This is a genomic window from Bacillus sp. XB1 (genome assembly GCF_053557995.1).
Genome location: NZ_JBNRIL010000001.1, coordinates 535552 through 552930 on the forward strand (window position 1 = coordinate 535552; position 17379 = coordinate 552930).

The 17379-nt window shown below is 32.4% G+C and carries 13 protein-coding genes and 2 pseudogenes; 13 read left to right on the forward strand and 2 right to left on the reverse strand.

Annotated elements, in window-relative coordinates; genetic code table 11:
- Nucleotides 1-30 precede the first annotated feature (30 nt).
- On the forward strand, nucleotides 31-396 hold the full coding sequence (locus ACK1U5_RS02655) for a YxeA family protein (protein WP_070756704.1): 366 nt from the start codon (nucleotides 31-33) through the stop codon (nucleotides 394-396).
- A gap of 119 nt (nucleotides 397-515) precedes the next feature.
- Here the strand turns inward: ACK1U5_RS02655 and ACK1U5_RS02660 are convergent, their stop codons facing one another.
- Nucleotides 516-1391, reverse strand: a complete 876-nt coding sequence (locus ACK1U5_RS02660) for a LysR family transcriptional regulator (protein WP_087875549.1) — start codon at nucleotides 1389-1391, stop codon at nucleotides 516-518.
- A gap of 137 nt (nucleotides 1392-1528) precedes the next feature.
- Between ACK1U5_RS02660 and ACK1U5_RS02665 the strand changes: the two are divergent.
- The 11 genes and pseudogenes from ACK1U5_RS02665 (at nucleotide 1529) to ACK1U5_RS02715 (ending at nucleotide 16318) form a co-directional block, all read left to right on the forward strand.
- A pseudogene (locus ACK1U5_RS02665) lies at nucleotides 1529-2689 on the forward strand (MFS transporter).
- Nucleotides 2690-2865: 176 nt separating this feature from the next.
- Entirely contained in the window at nucleotides 2866-3228 is a 363-nt protein-coding gene (locus ACK1U5_RS02670) for a DUF2294 domain-containing protein (protein ID WP_000842548.1), read from the forward strand.
- Nucleotides 3229-3835: 607 nt separating this feature from the next.
- On the forward strand, nucleotides 3836-5368 hold the full coding sequence (locus ACK1U5_RS02675) for an NADH dehydrogenase subunit 5 (RefSeq protein ID WP_048568432.1): 1533 nt from the start codon (nucleotides 3836-3838) through the stop codon (nucleotides 5366-5368).
- Complete coding sequence (locus tag ACK1U5_RS02680) at nucleotides 5368-7974, forward strand: DUF2309 domain-containing protein (RefSeq protein WP_087875548.1); 2607 nt, start codon at nucleotides 5368-5370, stop codon at nucleotides 7972-7974. Before ACK1U5_RS02675 ends, ACK1U5_RS02680 begins: the two co-directional genes overlap by 1 nt.
- 63 nt (nucleotides 7975-8037) lie before the next feature.
- Nucleotides 8038-8559: a hypothetical protein gene (locus ACK1U5_RS02685; protein WP_001086248.1), complete on the forward strand. Its 522-nt coding sequence runs from the start codon at nucleotides 8038-8040 to the stop codon at nucleotides 8557-8559.
- A gap of 257 nt (nucleotides 8560-8816) precedes the next feature.
- Nucleotides 8817-9842 (forward strand): alpha/beta hydrolase, encoded by a 1026-nt coding sequence (locus ACK1U5_RS02690; protein ID WP_048568434.1) that lies wholly within the window; start codon nucleotides 8817-8819, stop codon nucleotides 9840-9842.
- 174 nt (nucleotides 9843-10016) lie between these two features.
- On the forward strand, nucleotides 10017-11234 hold the full coding sequence (locus ACK1U5_RS02695; RefSeq protein WP_069604627.1) for an NAD(P)/FAD-dependent oxidoreductase: 1218 nt from the start codon (nucleotides 10017-10019) through the stop codon (nucleotides 11232-11234).
- 224 nt (nucleotides 11235-11458) lie between these two features.
- Nucleotides 11459-12982, forward strand: a complete 1524-nt coding sequence (locus tag ACK1U5_RS02700; RefSeq protein WP_000225814.1) for an MDR family MFS transporter — start codon at nucleotides 11459-11461, stop codon at nucleotides 12980-12982.
- A gap of 76 nt (nucleotides 12983-13058) precedes the next feature.
- Nucleotides 13059-13640, forward strand: coding sequence for a PadR family transcriptional regulator (locus ACK1U5_RS02705; RefSeq protein WP_069604626.1), 582 nt, complete (start codon nucleotides 13059-13061; stop codon nucleotides 13638-13640).
- 534 nt (nucleotides 13641-14174) lie between these two features.
- Nucleotides 14175-14861: a response regulator transcription factor gene (locus tag ACK1U5_RS02710; protein WP_001168370.1), complete on the forward strand. Its 687-nt coding sequence runs from the start codon at nucleotides 14175-14177 to the stop codon at nucleotides 14859-14861.
- A complete protein-coding gene (locus tag ACK1U5_RS02715) occupies nucleotides 14858-16318 on the forward strand; it encodes a sensor histidine kinase (RefSeq protein ID WP_000567229.1) in 1461 nt (486 codons plus the stop codon). The genes ACK1U5_RS02710 and ACK1U5_RS02715 overlap by 4 nt, the downstream gene beginning before the upstream one ends.
- Before the next feature lie 65 nt (nucleotides 16319-16383).
- On the opposite strand, the pseudogene ACK1U5_RS02720 reads toward ACK1U5_RS02715, so the two are convergent.
- Nucleotides 16384-16644, reverse strand: a pseudogene (locus tag ACK1U5_RS02720) (DUF3841 domain-containing protein); the annotation flags it as partial.
- A 309-nt stretch (nucleotides 16645-16953) separates the two neighbouring features.
- On the opposite strand from ACK1U5_RS02720, the gene ACK1U5_RS02725 reads away from it, so the two are divergent.
- Nucleotides 16954-17379 carry a MarR family winged helix-turn-helix transcriptional regulator gene (locus ACK1U5_RS02725; RefSeq protein WP_001061041.1) on the forward strand — a complete coding sequence of 142 codons (426 nt, stop codon included), beginning with the start codon at nucleotides 16954-16956 and terminating at the stop codon, nucleotides 17377-17379.

The window sequence follows — 17379 nt, forward strand, 5'->3', positions numbered from 1 at the left end:
ATATTAATTAACGAAAGGTGAAATTTAAACATGAAAGAATTATTATTTAAAATTGCTGGAGTAGTTGTAGTGCTAATTATAGTGTGTTCGGGATTAACTTTTACAGAAAACGAAATTATAGATAGATATAATCCACTTGTGATAGAAAAAGATGTCTATGCTCTTACTAAGGAACCATCTGAACCTGACCCTGATTACCCTAGGAGATTTATGTATATGCTAAATGGAGTGGATGAATCAGGAAAGGAATCGGTAATTAAGGTAGGGATTACCGGCCAACATGAATATCAAGATACTTATATAAAAGTTCGAGTAAAAGGAGGTTATGTTTTTTCATTAGAAGAAGTAAAAGAAAGTGATGTTCCAGAAAAAGCAAAAGAAAAAATTAAAAAATAATCAAGGAATAGTTATCTCATTGATGTATTACATTTGTGTATATGTGTTTCGTTCTAAAAATTTATCCTAGAAAGAAGGTTATGCCGCTTTTCAAACATGTAGTTTTTGTAAGAAAATATTTACATACCTCCTCGCATATATGTTAGAAAAATCTTTGTAGCACTTGAAAATGTTTGATGTTTTTTCCAAAGAATATTTAGTCCAGCCTCTAGCTTAGGAGATAGGGGGCGAAAGCAAAGTGTACTTTCCTCAGACGTATTCATAAGCTTATCAATACATAATGCGTAGCCTATATTTTCTTTTACGAGTAAGGATGCATTATAGAGTAAATTATATGTACCTATAACATTCAAGTTTTCAATTTCCTCTCCAAGCCATCCTGATAATTCATTACTTACAGCCGTTTGTCTTGATATGATAAGAGGTTTATTTAGTAAGTCTGTTGGATGGATATAAGCTTTTTCCGCTAAGGGACTGTCTTTTCGCATAAGTACGCCCCATACATCAGTAGCTGGCAACTTTAAGTAGTCATATTTTTGTTTATTTGCTGGCTCAATAACGATACCAAAATCTAATAAACCACTATCTAATTTTGTTGTAATGTCATCAGCGTTGCCGCTATATAAATGAAATTTAATGTTAGGGTGATGGGCAACAACTTTTTTTATAGTTTGTGCAATGAACTGCATTGCCTCTGTTTCTCCAGCTCCAATATGAATTTCTCCACTAATAATTTCAGATTTTTGGTTAAAATTAGCTTCTGTTTTTTCTACTAAATCCACAATTTCTTTTGCTCGATCTAATAAAAACATACCTTCGTCTGTTAAAGTGATTTTTCGATTTCCTCGCACAAATAAAGTAGTTCCAAGCTCTTCTTCCAGGTTGTTTAACTGTCTTGATAATGTAGGTTGAGATAAATGCAATGCATTTGCAGCAGCAGATATATTCTCTTGCGTTGCTACCGCAATGAAGTAGCGTAATACACGTATGTCCAAAAAACTCTTCTCCTTCGTATGCCTATTTGTTATAGGAATGTATTCAATATAGGTATTTGTTATCTCAATAATACCATTTTATAATCACATTACCAAAAGCATTGATAAGAAGTGAAAGAGGAGTTGAAGTGTTTTTTATGAAGAATTCAAAAAGTGTATTAATTTTTATATTAGCAGTAGGGGTTTTCGGTATTCTTAATACTGAAATGGGATATATTGGCTTGCTTCCGGCATTATCAGATCATTTTGATGTAAGTGTTTCGAAGGTAAGTTTAATGGTTAGTTTGTTCGCGCTCGCCATTGCCATTGCGGCTCCAACGCTCCCTTTAGTTTTTTCGGGTGTAAATCGAAAAACGGTTATGTTGTTCGTACTAGCAATCTTTATTATCGGCAACGTTATTTCAATTTTTACAACGAATTTTACAGTTGCTTTAGTTGCACGAGTAATTCCGGCTTTCTTTCATCCAGTGTACGTATCGATGGCTTTATCAGTAGCAGCAACTTCAGTTAGTGCAAAAGAAGCTCCAAAAGCAGTTGCCAAAGTGTTTATTGGGGTTTCAGCTGGTATGGTTTTAGGTGTACCGATTGTCAACTTTTTAGCAAATGTATTTACACTTGAAATATCATTAACATTTTTTGCACTTGTTAATATTTTTGCGTTTATTATGACAATCGTATTTATTCCCTCTATGCCTGTTCAGAAAAAGCTTTCTTATGGTTCGCAGCTTAAGATTTGAACGAAAGGTATCACATGGCTATCCATACTTGCTGTAACTTTTTTAAATGGAGCGGTATTTGGAATTTATAGTTATCTAGCCGAATATTTAGATGTAGTTACGAAAATGTCGCCGTATATGATAAGTATCATGCTATTTTTTTATGGGTTAGCAAATATTGTCGGGAATATTCTTGCAGGGAGATTACTGACAATAGCTCCTTTCCGTACGGTAATCATTTATCCCATTGCTCTAATGATATTATATTTTGTCTTTTTCTTTGTATCAGATCTTGCGATACCAACTGCAATTTTTATTGTAATTTGGGGTGTTTTTGGCGGGATTGGTGGTAATGTCAATCAATATTGGATGATGTCTTCAGCACCTAATTCACCAGATTTCGCTAATGGATTATTTTTAACTTCTTGTAATTTAGGGACTACAATTGGTACTGGGATCGCAGGGATAATTATTGCACAAATTGGAACGAAATATATTTTATTTGTAGGCATGTTTGCATTAGTATTAGGGTTTATTTGTATTCTGCTTCGAAATATGTTGTATAAATCTACAAATGCCTAAGTGCTATTTTGCGTTACATTACTAAGGAAAAGCGCATTTAATATAAAAGGGACTCTTAATTTTATAAGAGTTCTTTTTTGCAATCCCAATAAATTCTTCTCAATAATTGAAAATAAAATCAATCCGGATTATTATATTGTTATTGTAAATTTATTTTATTGAAGGAGGATACATAGATGAAAAGCTCAAAAGGCTCTATTGAATCAGAGATAAGCAAAGCAATTACTCACTGGGAAAAGGACTATCTAGGACGCGGGTCTATATCCGTTAAGACAGATATATTACGGGATATGATTATCGTAAATTTACAAGGTGTTTTAACGCCGGCTGAATATAGTGTTTGCGAAACAAAAGACGGGATGCTAACGATAAAGAAGAATCGTTCGGAGCTAGTTGAATCTGGAATTGATGATCTGAAAGAGATTATACTAGAATTAACTGGAGAGAAAGTGAAAAGCTTTCATACGGATATAAGCTCCCGTACAGGCGAACGAGTAATGATTTTTAAATTGCTTCATAATCTTGAGGAGAAATTTTAAAAATACCTTAAGGTTAGTGGAAGGATTAAGAAACCTACAAGTTTTGCACTTTATTAACAGGCTAATAATTAAAAACTTGAAGTTATTTAGGTATAATAAAACTTAATTCTAATAACTCTTAAAAAACGGATAAATAAATTGACAAACTGCTTAATATGGTTTATCTTATAATTGTTTTAAAAAATTGATAGATGCTCATTTTAACAGCTTGCTATAATTAAGGCTTTAGCATTTTTTTAATATGTCATATTGACTAAATGAAAAAGTTTCTTAATTAAAAGATAGCGTATAACATAAATTGATATATTGATTGCATAATCTAGGAGATCAGAAATATACATTTCTTTTTAACAGGAGTAATACATACATTATTATCCTCTATAAAATGGGAGCTCTTCAAAAAACTTTATTGAAGTTAGTTGAAGGGAAACCGACAATCTCCATAATTCAATGATGATATAAAATCATTGAATTATGGAAGTTGTCGGTTTTTTTTATGGGAAAAAACGATGCACTAAAAAGAGTGAATGAAAATTGAAATTTAAAAAACTATCGTAATTAAAAGGAATTTTTATAGGTTATTTTCGTTTAGAAGGGAGTATTTAACATGTTAATTTCGCTGAGTTCATCAACACTGTTAACTTTATTTTTTATGGCGCTTAGTGCTTCTTGGCTAAGTGGATTATTGTTTTTACATGCAAGGATTCCTTTACGTTTTGTTCATATCCATATTGGTATCGCTGCTTTACCTTCATTGGTTTCTTTGCTCGCACTTGTTAATAACAATGGAGATAGAGTTGTGGGGCCTTGGCATCTAGATACTTTAGCTTGGTTAATGGCTTTCTTTGTTCTTACAATTGGTTTAATCATTCAGCGTTTTTCTGTACGTTACTTAATGGGAGATCGCTCATATCGAAAATACTTTGTACTTTTTACATTTACTACAGGTGTATCTTCGGTTGCATGGTTAAGTGATGATCTTCGTTTCATGATTATTTGTTGGGGAGCAACGCTTATAGGATTGGTTCTACTCATAGGGCTAAATAAAGGGTGGAAAGTAGTTAGTGAAGCAACAAAAATCTCTGGCTATTTATTTACAATAAGTTGGATTGCGTTGCTATCAGCTATCATTTGGCTTTTTCAAATAACTGGACAGTGGCAGTTAACATCAGTTTTAACGAATGAAAATTTAGTTCAATTTGGAACATTAGAAAGAACAGTAATCAATTTATTCATTATACTAGCTGTGATGATTCCAGCAGCACAATGGCCTTTTCAAAGATGGTTAATTGAGTCTGCCGTTGCTCCAACTCCTGTTTCAGCTATTATGCATGCAGGTTTAGTAAATGCTGGCGGTATCATGTTAACTAGATTTTCACCTCTTTTTCATGATGATATTGCACAAATCTTTTTACTTATTTTCTCTAGTATTTCTGTCTTAATCGGAACAGGAATTAGTTTAGTCCAAGTTGATTATAAACGTCAGCTAGTAGGTTCAACTATTGCACAAATGGGATTTATGCTTATTCAATGTGCATTAGGCGCTTATTTAGCGGCTATTATTCATTTAATTTTACATGGTTTGTTTAAAGCTACACTGTTTTTACAAGCTGGTTCTTCAGTGCAACGTTTTGGGATAGTGAATCAGTCTAATGAAAAGATGTCCAATTTATGGATTATAGTCGGGCGTGTTTTAGGAGTATTTATAGCAATTACTTTCTGGTTTATGACTTCTGGAGAGGGGTATCAGCTAGTTAGTGCGTTAATCTTAGGCTGGTCACTATACTTTTCATGGAAACAGCTTGTTGTTTTTGGAGAGGGAAGAATGGGACGAATTGCTGGCGTAATTGTTTTGATTGGATTTTCTCTCATTTACTTTACCGTTCATAATTCTCTTTATAAATGGTTGCATACTGATATTTATCAAAGTGTTCAACCTTCAGCTCCAGCCGTTATCTTTGTTATATGTATTTTACTATTTAGTAGTGTTACTAGTACTTTCGTTACTCGTCATCAATCTTCTACTTTATTCGCTGTACTTTATCTTTGGTTAGTTCGAGTAGGTGAGGCGAGAAGAAAATCAGTAGAAAGTCACCCAAGCTATCTGAAACATTATGTATCAAAGGGAGGTAATTCGTGATGAGCATATCGTCAATATTAAAGAAAGATACAAACATTGATATGCAAGAAAATAATATAAATGATTTAGTTGCATCTGCTAGCCGAGTTATTGCACCACTTTGGCCTATCTCTACGTTTGCAGCTCACCACCCTTGGATGGGACTTGAAAAGCAATCATTTGAACAAGTCGCAAATTGGCTAAAAGAAGCTCGTAATGTGGATATGTATCCTAGTACTTCCATGATTCATTCGGCAAAAGCGAAAGGTGAGATTGAGGAATCATTTTTACAAATGAGTTTGTCTCGTTGGCTGGATTCACAATCTTTTCATATTCCGCGAGAGAAAGTAGAGCGATTTTGCCAAGCGGCTTTAAAGTTAGAAAAATTACCTTCTAGTCTATTATCATCGCCAGAATTAAATAAATTGGCAGAAGAAATGAGTTATATAAATACAGCAAATATGAAAGCCTCTGTTATGCAGCCAATAAGTTCGCTTATAGAGAATCAAAATAGTGAAAACCTATCTGATATTCTTAATTATCATATCATTAAATGGTGTAAATTATATCTTGATGACTCCGGATCAAGTTGGACGATGCCAAATCGAGAGAAAGGTTTTTATCGCGCATGGCAACACCTTATTACATTTGATCCAGCGCTCAGTAAAAATGAGCGTAAAGTTTTAAAAGATTGGCCACAAGATGCCGAAGTAGCTTTAGCGAGAGCGTTATTTGAACTAGGAATTTCTGAATCTAACATACAAGCTTATCTTGAAGGGCACTTACTTTCTTTACCTGGGTGGGCAGGAATGATACGATGGCGCTCACAACAATCAATTCAGGAACAGGGGCTTTTAATAGAATATTTAGCAGTTCGAATTTCTATGGAGCTGGCTATTGCAAAACCTTATTTACCTTTAAAAAATCAAAAGGTTGAGAAAAAAGTTTCGATCGTCCCACTTATAGCTTCTTGGATCTATTGGGGGAATATTTCAACACGGGAATGGTCACAAATGTCTGCAGCTGAACAAAGCGAATTGTTAGCATTTGCATATCGTTTTGATGAAAATATTCGCAGGAAACTTTGGCTGGAAGCTTGGGAACAAACGCATGCAGAGCAATTAAGAGAGAAGATTGCTTCTAAACAACGTGCAACCAATGATAAAAAGCGTGTATTAGCTCAATTAGCATTTTGTATTGATGTACGTTCAGAACCGTTTCGTCGCCACTTAGAAAAACTAGGTCCGTTTGAAACGTTTGGAATAGCTGGTTTCTTTGGGTTACCAATTGCGACTAGTGAACTAGGTAGTAATGACAGCCATCCTTCTTTGCCAGTTATACTGAAACCGAAGCATCAAATAAAAGAGCTTACAGATGAAAATGAATTTAAATCTTATGAGCAACGTAAGAGGGTAGGCAGTTCGGTGCGTTATACATTTAAAACGATGAAACAGAACGTACTGACAAGTATGGCGCTACCTGAGTTAAGTGGTCCTTTACTTGGTCTACAGATGGTGACAAGAAGCTTTGTCCCAAGAGGAGTTGGTGGTTTCATTCGTAAACTTCGTAAAACTATGTTACAAAAACCTGATACAACATTCTCGCTTAATTATGTTCATGACACAAAAGGTGAGATACCTATCGGTTTTACGAAAGAAGAAAAAGTGAACTATGTGCGTCAAACTTTAAAAATGGTGGGACTGACAGAAAAATTTGCTCCTTTAGTTGTAATGTGTGGACATAGTAGTCAAAGTACGAACAATCCTTATGCGGCAGCACTTGAGTGTGGTGCTTGTGGAGGCGCAGCAGGGGGATTCAATGCAAGAGTTTTCGCTACTTTATGTAATCTTCCAGAAGTAAGAGAGGCGTTGTCTGCTGAAGGCATTAACATTCCTGAGGATACCATTTTTGCAGCAGCTGAACATAAAACAACAGTGGACGAATTGGAATGGATTTACGTCCCAGAACTTTCGAAAACTGCGCAAGAAGCGTTTGATTGTATCGAGAAGATTATGCCAAATGTGAGCCAACATGCAAATAGAGAACGTTTAACGCAATTACCTAATTTTAAAACGAAAATAAAAAATCCGAGTAAAGAGGCGCATCGATTTGCAGAAGATTGGAGTGAAATACGTCCAGAATGGGGATTAGCGCGTAATGCATCTTTTATTATCGGAAAGCGTGAATTAACTCAAGATTGTGATTTAGAAGGTAGGGCTTTCCTTCATAATTATGATTGGAAACAGGATGAAAGTGGCGATATATTAGCTAACATTATTGCAGGACCAGGAACAGTTGCACAGTGGATAAATCTACAATATTACGCATCAACTGTAGCTCCTCATTATTATGGTAGTGGAAATAAAACAACCCAAACCGTAACGGCGGGTCTCGGTGTTATGCAAGGGAATGCTAGTGACCTGTTGCCAGGCTTACCTTGGCAATCGGTTATGCAGTCAGATAGTGAGACGTATCATTCACCACTTCGTTTACTAATTGTCATTCAAGCACCTATTGGATATATAGAACGTTTGTTAAATAATGATTTCACATTTCGAGAAAAAGTTCAAAATGGATGGGTTAGACTTGCAAGTGTTGATCCAGAGGGACGCTGGAAAAACTGGTAACAATTATTATTGTTACTAGCTTAAAAGTTTCATAAATACAATAATGAAGAAGGAGTGCTCCATATGAATTCAAAGAATAAAAAAGTTTTATTATTAACAGACATTGAACACGGAATAGAGCCTAGTATCCAACAAGTAACTAACATTCAACAAGAAAACATGTTGACTATACACAGCTATGATTCTGTAATTGTACATCCTTATGGAGATATAATGAGATCTATTATTATTGCTATTTATCAAGAAAATGTTAAAGAAATTTTTGTTGTCGGAATAGAGGATAAAGAAACTTCTTCAGTTAATCTACAAACTCAACGTGATTTCATAAAAGATAATATAGAATTAGACTATCTCTTTAAAAATTGCATGCCTGAATTTTCAAGTGGTAGCCTTAATCAATGGCTGAGTGCACAAAAAAATGTTAGTGAAAATATTGAAAAGAGTATAGATATGATCCGTCATCATCCATTAGTACCTTCTGATATTGAAGTTCATGGTTTCATAATTGATAGAACGGGTGAAAAAGAAACGGTTGTTAAAGTTTTTGCTAATAAAGTACTGAAACAAATGCATTCTTATGTGTAAGTTATCGATAGATAAGCAACTTTTATTTGGACTTATATCTTTTACAAAGAGCAAAAGAAATCTTCTATAAATGGGGATCTTTTGCTCTTTTTGTTTGAATTTTTCATGTGTTTTATAGGAGATATCTAATATGTACATAATAAAAATATATAACCTTTTGTATGAGATTTTAAGGACGGATTAGCAAGCGGAAAATAAAAAATTATGTTGTGATTTATTTCAAGATTATTATTAAAAAGAATGGAGATTCTTTAATTATGAGAATAAAAAAGTTAAAACCTAAAGTGATATGGAAAAAAAGAATGTTGCTAACTCTTTTTATTGTTTTCGGATTGATTATTGCGGGGGTTGTTTTTTGGAATGTTTCACCTATTCCGAAAGCGTTTCTCATAAAAAAAGCATTTGAAGGTGGAATGTTTGTTCAATCTAATAATTATAAAAACGCTCTAAAAGAGACACGAATTGTTAAAGATATCAATTATAATTCTAAATTTCCTGATGGTACATTAGACATTATTTATCCCAAAAATTTTATAGGGAAAACACCTGTTATTTTTTGGGTGCACGGGGGTGGATTTGTAGGTGGAGATAAATCAGACATTACTGGTTATGCAGTAGAATTAGCTGCTCGTGGTTATACAGTGATAAATATAAATTATGCTCTTGCTCCTAAAAGAAAGTATCCTACACCAGTACTACAACTTGGTGAGGCTTATGAATATATAAAAGCAAATGCAAAGAAATATAATGTAAAACTAGATGACCTATATTTTGCAGGAGATTCTGCGGGAGCGCAAATATCTGGACAATTTGTTACTATTCAAACATCTCCAGATTATGCGAAATTAACCGGGATTGACGCTGTTGTTGCTCCTTCTACAATTAAAGGTATATTGCTATTTTGCGGCCCGTATAATATGCCTGCATTAGCTAAAATGGAAACATCCAAAGAAGTGCAAGACTTTATGCGTACTACTGGCTGGGCTTACTTTGGGAAAAAGAAATTTGAAACATTACCTGAAATGGAAATCGCCTCTATTTATAAACACGTTACAAAAGATTACCCACCAACGTTCATCACAGATGGAAATACTGCATCATTTGAAGAGCAAGGTAAAGCATTAGCTTCTACTTTACAAAATAAAGGAGTACCTGTAGATACACTTTTCTTTGATAAAAATATCTCTGGCGAGTTAGCACATGAATTTCAATTTAAAATGAACACTCCAGCAGGTGAAGAAGCTTTTAACCAAGTTCTTAAATTTCTAAATGAAAATAAATAATATATATACTATTAACTTTTTATAAGCCTAGTTTAATACCATATATGGGTGAACAAAATATTGCATTAATAATCTAATGGTAGCAAAAATAAATTTGATAAGAAGTATATAGTAAGAATGATTTGGAGATACAGATGGGGATATAACTATTTTATTTAGGACGGTGCACTTTAAATGGATTTACAGAAAGGGAAATTATATTGGAACACAACTTTTTCTAATACACCTTCTTATCCTCGGTTGGAAGAAGATATAAAATGTGACGTACTAATAATAGGAGCAGGAAGTTCAGGTGCTCAATCAGCATACTATTTGAGTGAATCAGATTTAAATATTGTTGTCGTTGATAAAAGAAAGGTAGGACACGGGAGTAACCTTACAAATACAGCACTTATTCAATATTTAGGTGACAAGATGTTTTTTGAACTTGTAAATACATTTGGAGAAGAGTATGCAGTTAAGCATATGAAATTATGTGAACAAGCTATTAATGATATTGAATATGCTGATCAAAACTTGCCTTATTGCTCTGATTTTAAACGACGTGACAGTTTATATTATGCAAGTTATGAAGAGGATATAAAGAAATTAGAAAAAGAACTGTATTATTTACATAAGCATGATTTTAAAGCGACTTGGCTATCAGAGGAACAAATTGGACAGAGATATCCATTTAAAAAACGTGCAGCTATTTATACGTATAATGATGGTGAAATAAATCCTTATAAATTTACACATAGTTTATTAGAACAAGCTTCTAATAAAGGAGTTCAAATTTATGAAGATACAGAGATTGTTGGCAAAAAGTTAGAGAAAGAATGTGCTATCTTTTATACAAAGGGGGGCAATTCTATTACTGCCAATAAAGTAATTGTGGCTGCAGGATATGAAGGGTTAGAATTTAAAAAGGAAAAGAACGCTACACTGATTAGCTCATATGCAGTTGTTACTAATCCTGTAGAAGATTTATCTTCTTGGTATAAACGTACTCTCATTTGGGAAACTGCGAGACCATATATTTATATGAGAACTACTGCAGATAACAGGATTATTATAGGTGGGTTAGATGAAGATACAAACATTGCTCAAGAAAGAGATTCAAAATTAATCCATAAAAAAGAGAAATTAGTAAATGAATTTAATAAGCTCTTTCCCAATATAACAGTTGAACCTGAATTTTATTTAAGTGCTTTTTATGGTGGTACTCATGATGGTTTACCTATAATTGGAATGTATGAAGAGTTTCCAAATTGTCACTTTATCTATGCGTATGGAGATAATGGATTAGTATATAGTATGGTGCTTTCTAAAATTGTTCGAGATATAATTATTAGCGGTTCAAGTCCGGATTTGAATTTATATTTACAAACTAGACCAAAACTAAATGAGTAAGCTACATGTATGCAAAATCAAGGTAGTATAAAAAAGTAATAGTTTTTACGGTTTTAATTACTTTATATAGGAAGCAACTCTACAATTATAATCTCTCCAATATATTTGGGGGGATTTATTTTTTTCTTATGATTTATTGAAAAATAGTCTAATTAGACTATAATGAGTATATAGTTTAATTAGACTATATATTTTATTGAGTGTGAAAAAAGGAGGAAAGAGGTATGGTTGCAAAAGAGAGCAACTTACGCTTAGTGATAGCTGGGTTAATGCTAGGCATTTTAATGGCTGCAATGGATAATACAATTGTTGCCACTTCAATTGGTACAATTGTCTCAGATTTGGGTGGATTGGATAAATTCATCTGGGTTACTTCTGCTTATATGGTTGCAGTTATGGCGGGTATGCCTATTTTCGGGAAATTATCTGATATGTATGGTAGAAAGAGGTTTTATATTTTTGGTTTATTAATCTTCTTAATTGGTTCTGCATTATGTGGTACTGCGCAAAGTATTGTTCAGCTAAGTATTTATCGTGCAATTCAAGGTATAGGTGGGGGGGCACTGATGCCAATCGCCTTTACCATTGTATTTGATATTTTTCCTATTGAAAAAAGAGGGAAAATGACTGGATTATTAGGGGCCGTATTTGGTTCTTCAAGTGTATTAGGACCTTTATTAGGTGCGTATATAACAGAAAATATAAGTTGGCATTGGATTTTTTACGTCAATATTCCAATTGGTCTAATGTCATTAATTTTTATTTTAAAAGCTTATAAAGAAAATAATCCACCTACTAAGCAAAATATTGATTGGTGGGGGGCGATAACACTCGTCATAGCAGTAATTAGCTTAATGTTCGCTTTAGAGTTGGGAGGAAAGGAATTTAAGTGGGATTCGATACAAATTATTGGGTTATTTGCATCGTTTATTGTATTTTTTGTTGGCTTCCTATTGGTAGAAAGAAAAGTGAAAGATCCGATAATATCATTTTGGATGTTTAAGCGTAAGGAGTTTGCAATATCACAAATTATTACGTTTTTCTATGGAGCAACATTTGTTATTTTAACAGTATTTATTCCTATTTTTGTTCAGGCTGTATATGGTGGAACAGCAACTAATGCTGGATTAATTTTAACCCCAATGATGTTAGGTTCTGTAGTAGGTAGTGCAATTGGTGGAATATTTCAAACGAAAATTAGTTACCGCAACTTGATGTTATTATCTATAATATCCTTTGGGATAGGTATGTATTTGTTAGGAACGATGGATCCACAAACAAGCCGTGTACTTTTAACGATATACATGATTATAACGGGGTTTGGAGTTGGATTTTCGTTCTCTTTGCTTCCCACAGTTTCTATTCATAATATGGAACCGAGATTCCGTGGTTCAGCTACTTCAACAAATTCATTCTTTCGTTCACTAGGTATGACAATTGGAGTAACGATTTTTGGCTCCATTCAAAATAGTACCTTTACAGCTAACTTAAAGGATGCTTTTAAGGGAATAGAACATGGTTCCAGCATGTTAAATAATCTAGGTGATCCGAGTGCAATATTTCGCTCAGATGTAAGGTCCAGTATACCTACTTTTATTCTTGAAAAGGTTATAGCTGCTATGTCATCTTCCATTACTACTGTTTTTCTATTAGCTTTAATTCCAATTATCGTTTCGTTTATGGCAATATTATTTATGGGGAATGTCAAAGCTGGTACAAAGGATAATAAAGTGAATTTGAAGTTATAAATTTTATAAAACAAAAAGATTCTTTACTTATTTTTAGCTTATACTATTGGTATAGGTTATTAAGGAGTGGAGAGTTATGAATACAAAGCTTTTTATGCTGGGTCTTCTTATGGAGAAAAATAGGCATCCGTATGAAGTCCAGCAACTTTTAAAAAATAGTGAAATGAAATATTATATAAAAATTACTAAAGGCTCTTTATATTATACATTTGAGCAACTTGAAAAGAAGGGTTTTATAGAGGTTGTTGATATTATTCGTAATGAACAACGTCCTGAACGGACTATTTACGGTATTACTAAAAGTGGTAAACAAGAATTTGAACATTTATTATTAGAGCAAATGATAAAGAAAGAGGATATGCATCGTCCTATATATGAAGCGCTACTTTTTGCACAATATGGGGAAGAAGAATTAATTCTAGAACAGCTAAAAACTAAAATTTCTCAACTGACGTTATATCTTACTACCCTTCAAAAAGTATATGAAGAGAAGTGTGGAAAAGAGAGTGTAGCTAAGTTATATATATTATCTAGTGTCATTTTACATTTAAGAACAGAGTTAAAAGTTTTACAGGGTTTATATAACACTATAAAAAATGAAAAGATAGATAATATTGGAAATGATGTACTTAGAGAGATAGAAAATCAATGTTTATAGTGACAGATATTATAAAATAAAGAAAAGTATAATATTTTAATTCATAAATTAAAAACGTTAATTTGGACAGGTCTAATAGTATAGGGAACTGTCCATTTTTAATATGTAAATTCTCCATTCAATGTTAAGAAATCTTAATATTTTTGTAGGGTGAAAATTAAGATTTTTTCAGTAGATTGATTGTATGTTCTAAATTAACATTGGAGAGGAATTTATGAATGTTATTTGTTTTATGTAAGAGTATGTGAAGCGGCCTCGGATCGTAGGGGGCTATTTTACCCAGTTCAAATCAACTTGCAAAACAGATGGTTTCTTCAATATGTTTAAAAAAGCAAAGTGTATTATCACGCATTAACGGGTAGTAAGACCCACATCTCAAAATTAAGTGGAAGCAAAGAAGTTAGGTGGGGGGCGGGATTCCCGTAAAAGACCGATTGGTGAGGGCTGATTAAAGTTTCACTTTATACGTGTAAGGTAAAACTAAATGTATAATACTACAGCATAGAACGAGATGTCAGAGAGGAAGAAAATATGATGCAGAAAGAAAAAATTTTGATTGTAGATGATGATATAGAGATAAGAAAAATCGTATCCATTTATTTAAAAAATGAAGGGTATGAAATTATAGATGCATCGGATGCTATAGAAGCTTTAGAAACTTTAAGAAATACAACAATTGATTTAATCATTTTAGATATTATGTTACCGAAAATGGATGGCATAGAGGCTTGTTTAAAAATAAGAGAACAGTATCAAATGCCTATAATTTTTTTGTCAGCTAAAGATGAGGATATAGATAAGATCCAGGGATTAATGAGTGGGGCAGAAGACTACATTACCAAACCGTTTAATCCACTTGAATTAATGGCAAGAATTAAATCTCAATTACGAAGATATCGTGTTTATCAAACAGAAGAAGTAAAACAATTTATTCATGAAATAGGCCATCTTAAGGTAGACGAGGAGACAAGACAAGTTTTCATTAGAAATGAAGAAGTAAGGTTAACTCCAAAGGAATTTGACATACTTTCTTTATTAGTGAGAAATAAAGGAAAGGTTTTTAGTGTAGAAAAAATATACGAGATGGTCTGGGAAGATTCATTTTATAAATCAGATAATACAGTCATGGTTCATATTACTAAAATACGGGAAAAAATTGAAGAAAACCCTCGTCAGCCTGTTTATTTAAAAACAGTATGGGGAGTTGGCTATAGAGTATGATCGATCGTACGAAATTAAGGGATAATATATTCTTTTCTACACGCTTAAATATAAAGCTTATTTTAATTTTTTTGCTCTGTTTCATCGTTGCGGTTGTTACTTTTTTTCTCATAGCAATGAAAAGTGCAAATCTACTTTCTTATAATCAACAGATTGAAAAAGAAGCCGAAATAAGGGAAATAGCGATAGGGATAACTAATGATATACAAAAGCGTAATTTGGAATCTGGGCATATAGAACAAGTTATACCGATGATTCAATCTATCCAAAAGAAGAATGAAAATTTAAGGTTTTTAGTATTAGATTATAAAGGCCATATTATCTATCGTTCACATAATTTTCAATTGCAGGATAATCTCCCACAGGAATTATTACAGGAGAAATTAAATGTTACACCAAACGTCAGAAATCCTTTGTTTGAGAAGTTCATATTGTTTGTTTCACCAGTTTCATTTCAAGATGGAATTGGATATGTAATGGTACAATCTCCAAATTCGAATAAAACAATCTCACCAACTCAATATAATCAAAATTTATTACTTGCTTTGGTGAGCAGTATATTAATTTTCATCCTTTTATTTTTGCTGTTTATGATCCCTATTACAAGATACATTAAAGAAATTGAACGAGGTATTCAAAAGATTGTAAAAAAAGATTGGAAACATTCCATACGTGTTAAAGGAAAAGATGAATTATCTTCTTTAGCTTATAATATTAATTGGATGGCTAGTCAATTAAGGGAGCGTTTTGAGAAAGAGAGAGCAATTGAGAAAGGTAAAAGTGAATTTATTACCAATATTTCTCATGATTTGCGTACCCCTTTAACGTCTATTATTGGATATTTAGCATTAGTAAATGAAAAACAATATCGAAATAAAGAAGAATTAGAAATGTATATTCAAAATACGTATAATTTAACATTAAAATTAAAAACTCTCATTAATGAATTGTTTGAATACACAAAATTATCTTTACCTGATGTTAAGTTGAGAAAAGAAAAAGTAGAATTGGGCAATTTGTTAGGTCAGCTAGTAGGAGAGTATATCCCGATTTTTGAAAAACAGCAATTAATTGTTAAACTAAATATCATTAATAAGGATATTTGGGTATGGGCAGATATAGAAAAACTGGTGCGTGTATTTGATAATTTACTATCTAATACTGAAAAATATAGTTTTTCAAATTCAACAGTAATAGTGGAACTAAAAAAAGAAGAAGATAAGGCATTTATTTGTATTACAAATAAAACAGATCATCTTGAAGCACAAGAATTAAGCAAGATGTTTGAGAAGTTTTATCGAGTTGATAAATCACGGTCGAGTCAAATACACGGATCCGGAATTGGTTTAGCAATTGTAAAGCGCACAATTGAATTGCATGAGGGTAAAGTATGGGCTGAAAGTCATGGAAATAGTCTTACGATACATGTAGAATTACAACTTTTAAAAAATGTTTAAAAACTATTTAAAAATTTTCATTATGTAACTAATATAAATGCTTAAATAAAGCATTTATAAACAATAGTAGGCTTCTTTTTGTAACCATTGCATGAATGCCATGCCCAAATGGGGAAATCTATAGTAAAGTCAATACCTTTCTGTTTCATGTGTCTTACAATGTATTTATATGCTGTGCAATCTTCTTTACTAACAAAAATAGGATTGGCTATAAGCTTACCTTCATTCAAAAGTGTATTTATAGCATTTTTGTTTTGAAAAGTCCATAGGATTGTTGAATCAATAAATGTATTTAAGTTTGACTGTTTATCAAATTGTTTTCCTATATTTTTCTCCAGTTTCTTTTTATTTTGCAGAATTAAGAATAAATATGACTAATCGGACAATAAGAAATACCTATGCTAGATACAATTGTAAATGCTTATTTAAAGTAACAGCAAGGAATAACCTTTGTATATAGAGTGTACAATACATGCAAAACAGGATTAAAGAAGATTTTAAATATAATATGAAATAGTACAAAATAAGAATTTGATATATCTTTTATATATAAACTATTAATTGAAGTTTGTAATTACACATTATAGTTAGTATACTAACTATATAATTAGTGTGCTAACTATATTGGAGGTTATATGAATAATTTAGGCTATTTATTACACAAGGTAAGTATAATGACGAAAACAGAATTATCAAATCAATTAAAAGAATATAAAATAACAGCTCAGCAATGGTCTGTGCTAAAGGATATATCTCTTTATCCAAATGGAACCACCCCGGCTATGATTGCTGAAAGGCTCTTAGCAGACCGTCCAACAGTAACCGGAATTATACAAAGATTATTGCAAAAAGAATGGATTCTTATAAAACATAATCCTAAAGATAAACGGTCACATTTAATATTTTTAACAGATGAAACTAAGACATTAATACAGGAGATAGAAAATGTAAGCGATGAAGTTATAAAAAATGCTACAGCTAGTATTCCTAAAGAGGAAGTAGAAAATACAGTTCGAGTTTTGCAAAGTATGATTCAAAATTTACAAAAAAATAAAGGGTGA

Excerpts from the sequence above, each read along its gene's own strand:
- ACK1U5_RS02655 (WP_070756704.1), top strand. The coding sequence starts at position 31 with ATGAAAGAATTATTATTTAAAATTGCTGGAGTAGTTGTAGTGCTAATT.
- ACK1U5_RS02670 (WP_000842548.1), top strand. The coding sequence starts at position 2,866 with ATGAAAAGCTCAAAAGGCTCTATTGAATCAGAGATAAGCAAAGCAATT.
- ACK1U5_RS02675 (WP_048568432.1), top strand. The coding sequence starts at position 3,836 with ATGTTAATTTCGCTGAGTTCATCAACACTGTTAACTTTATTTTTTATG.
- ACK1U5_RS02680 (WP_087875548.1), top strand. The coding sequence starts at position 5,368 with ATGAGCATATCGTCAATATTAAAGAAAGATACAAACATTGATATGCAA.
- ACK1U5_RS02685 (WP_001086248.1), top strand. The coding sequence starts at position 8,038 with ATGAATTCAAAGAATAAAAAAGTTTTATTATTAACAGACATTGAACAC.
- ACK1U5_RS02690 (WP_048568434.1), top strand. The coding sequence starts at position 8,817 with ATGAGAATAAAAAAGTTAAAACCTAAAGTGATATGGAAAAAAAGAATG.
- ACK1U5_RS02695 (WP_069604627.1), top strand. The coding sequence starts at position 10,017 with ATGGATTTACAGAAAGGGAAATTATATTGGAACACAACTTTTTCTAAT.
- ACK1U5_RS02700 (WP_000225814.1), top strand. The coding sequence starts at position 11,459 with ATGGTTGCAAAAGAGAGCAACTTACGCTTAGTGATAGCTGGGTTAATG.
- ACK1U5_RS02705 (WP_069604626.1), top strand. The coding sequence starts at position 13,059 with ATGAATACAAAGCTTTTTATGCTGGGTCTTCTTATGGAGAAAAATAGG.
- ACK1U5_RS02710 (WP_001168370.1), top strand. The coding sequence starts at position 14,175 with ATGCAGAAAGAAAAAATTTTGATTGTAGATGATGATATAGAGATAAGA.
- ACK1U5_RS02715 (WP_000567229.1), top strand. The coding sequence starts at position 14,858 with ATGATCGATCGTACGAAATTAAGGGATAATATATTCTTTTCTACACGC.
- ACK1U5_RS02725 (WP_001061041.1), top strand. The coding sequence starts at position 16,954 with ATGAATAATTTAGGCTATTTATTACACAAGGTAAGTATAATGACGAAA.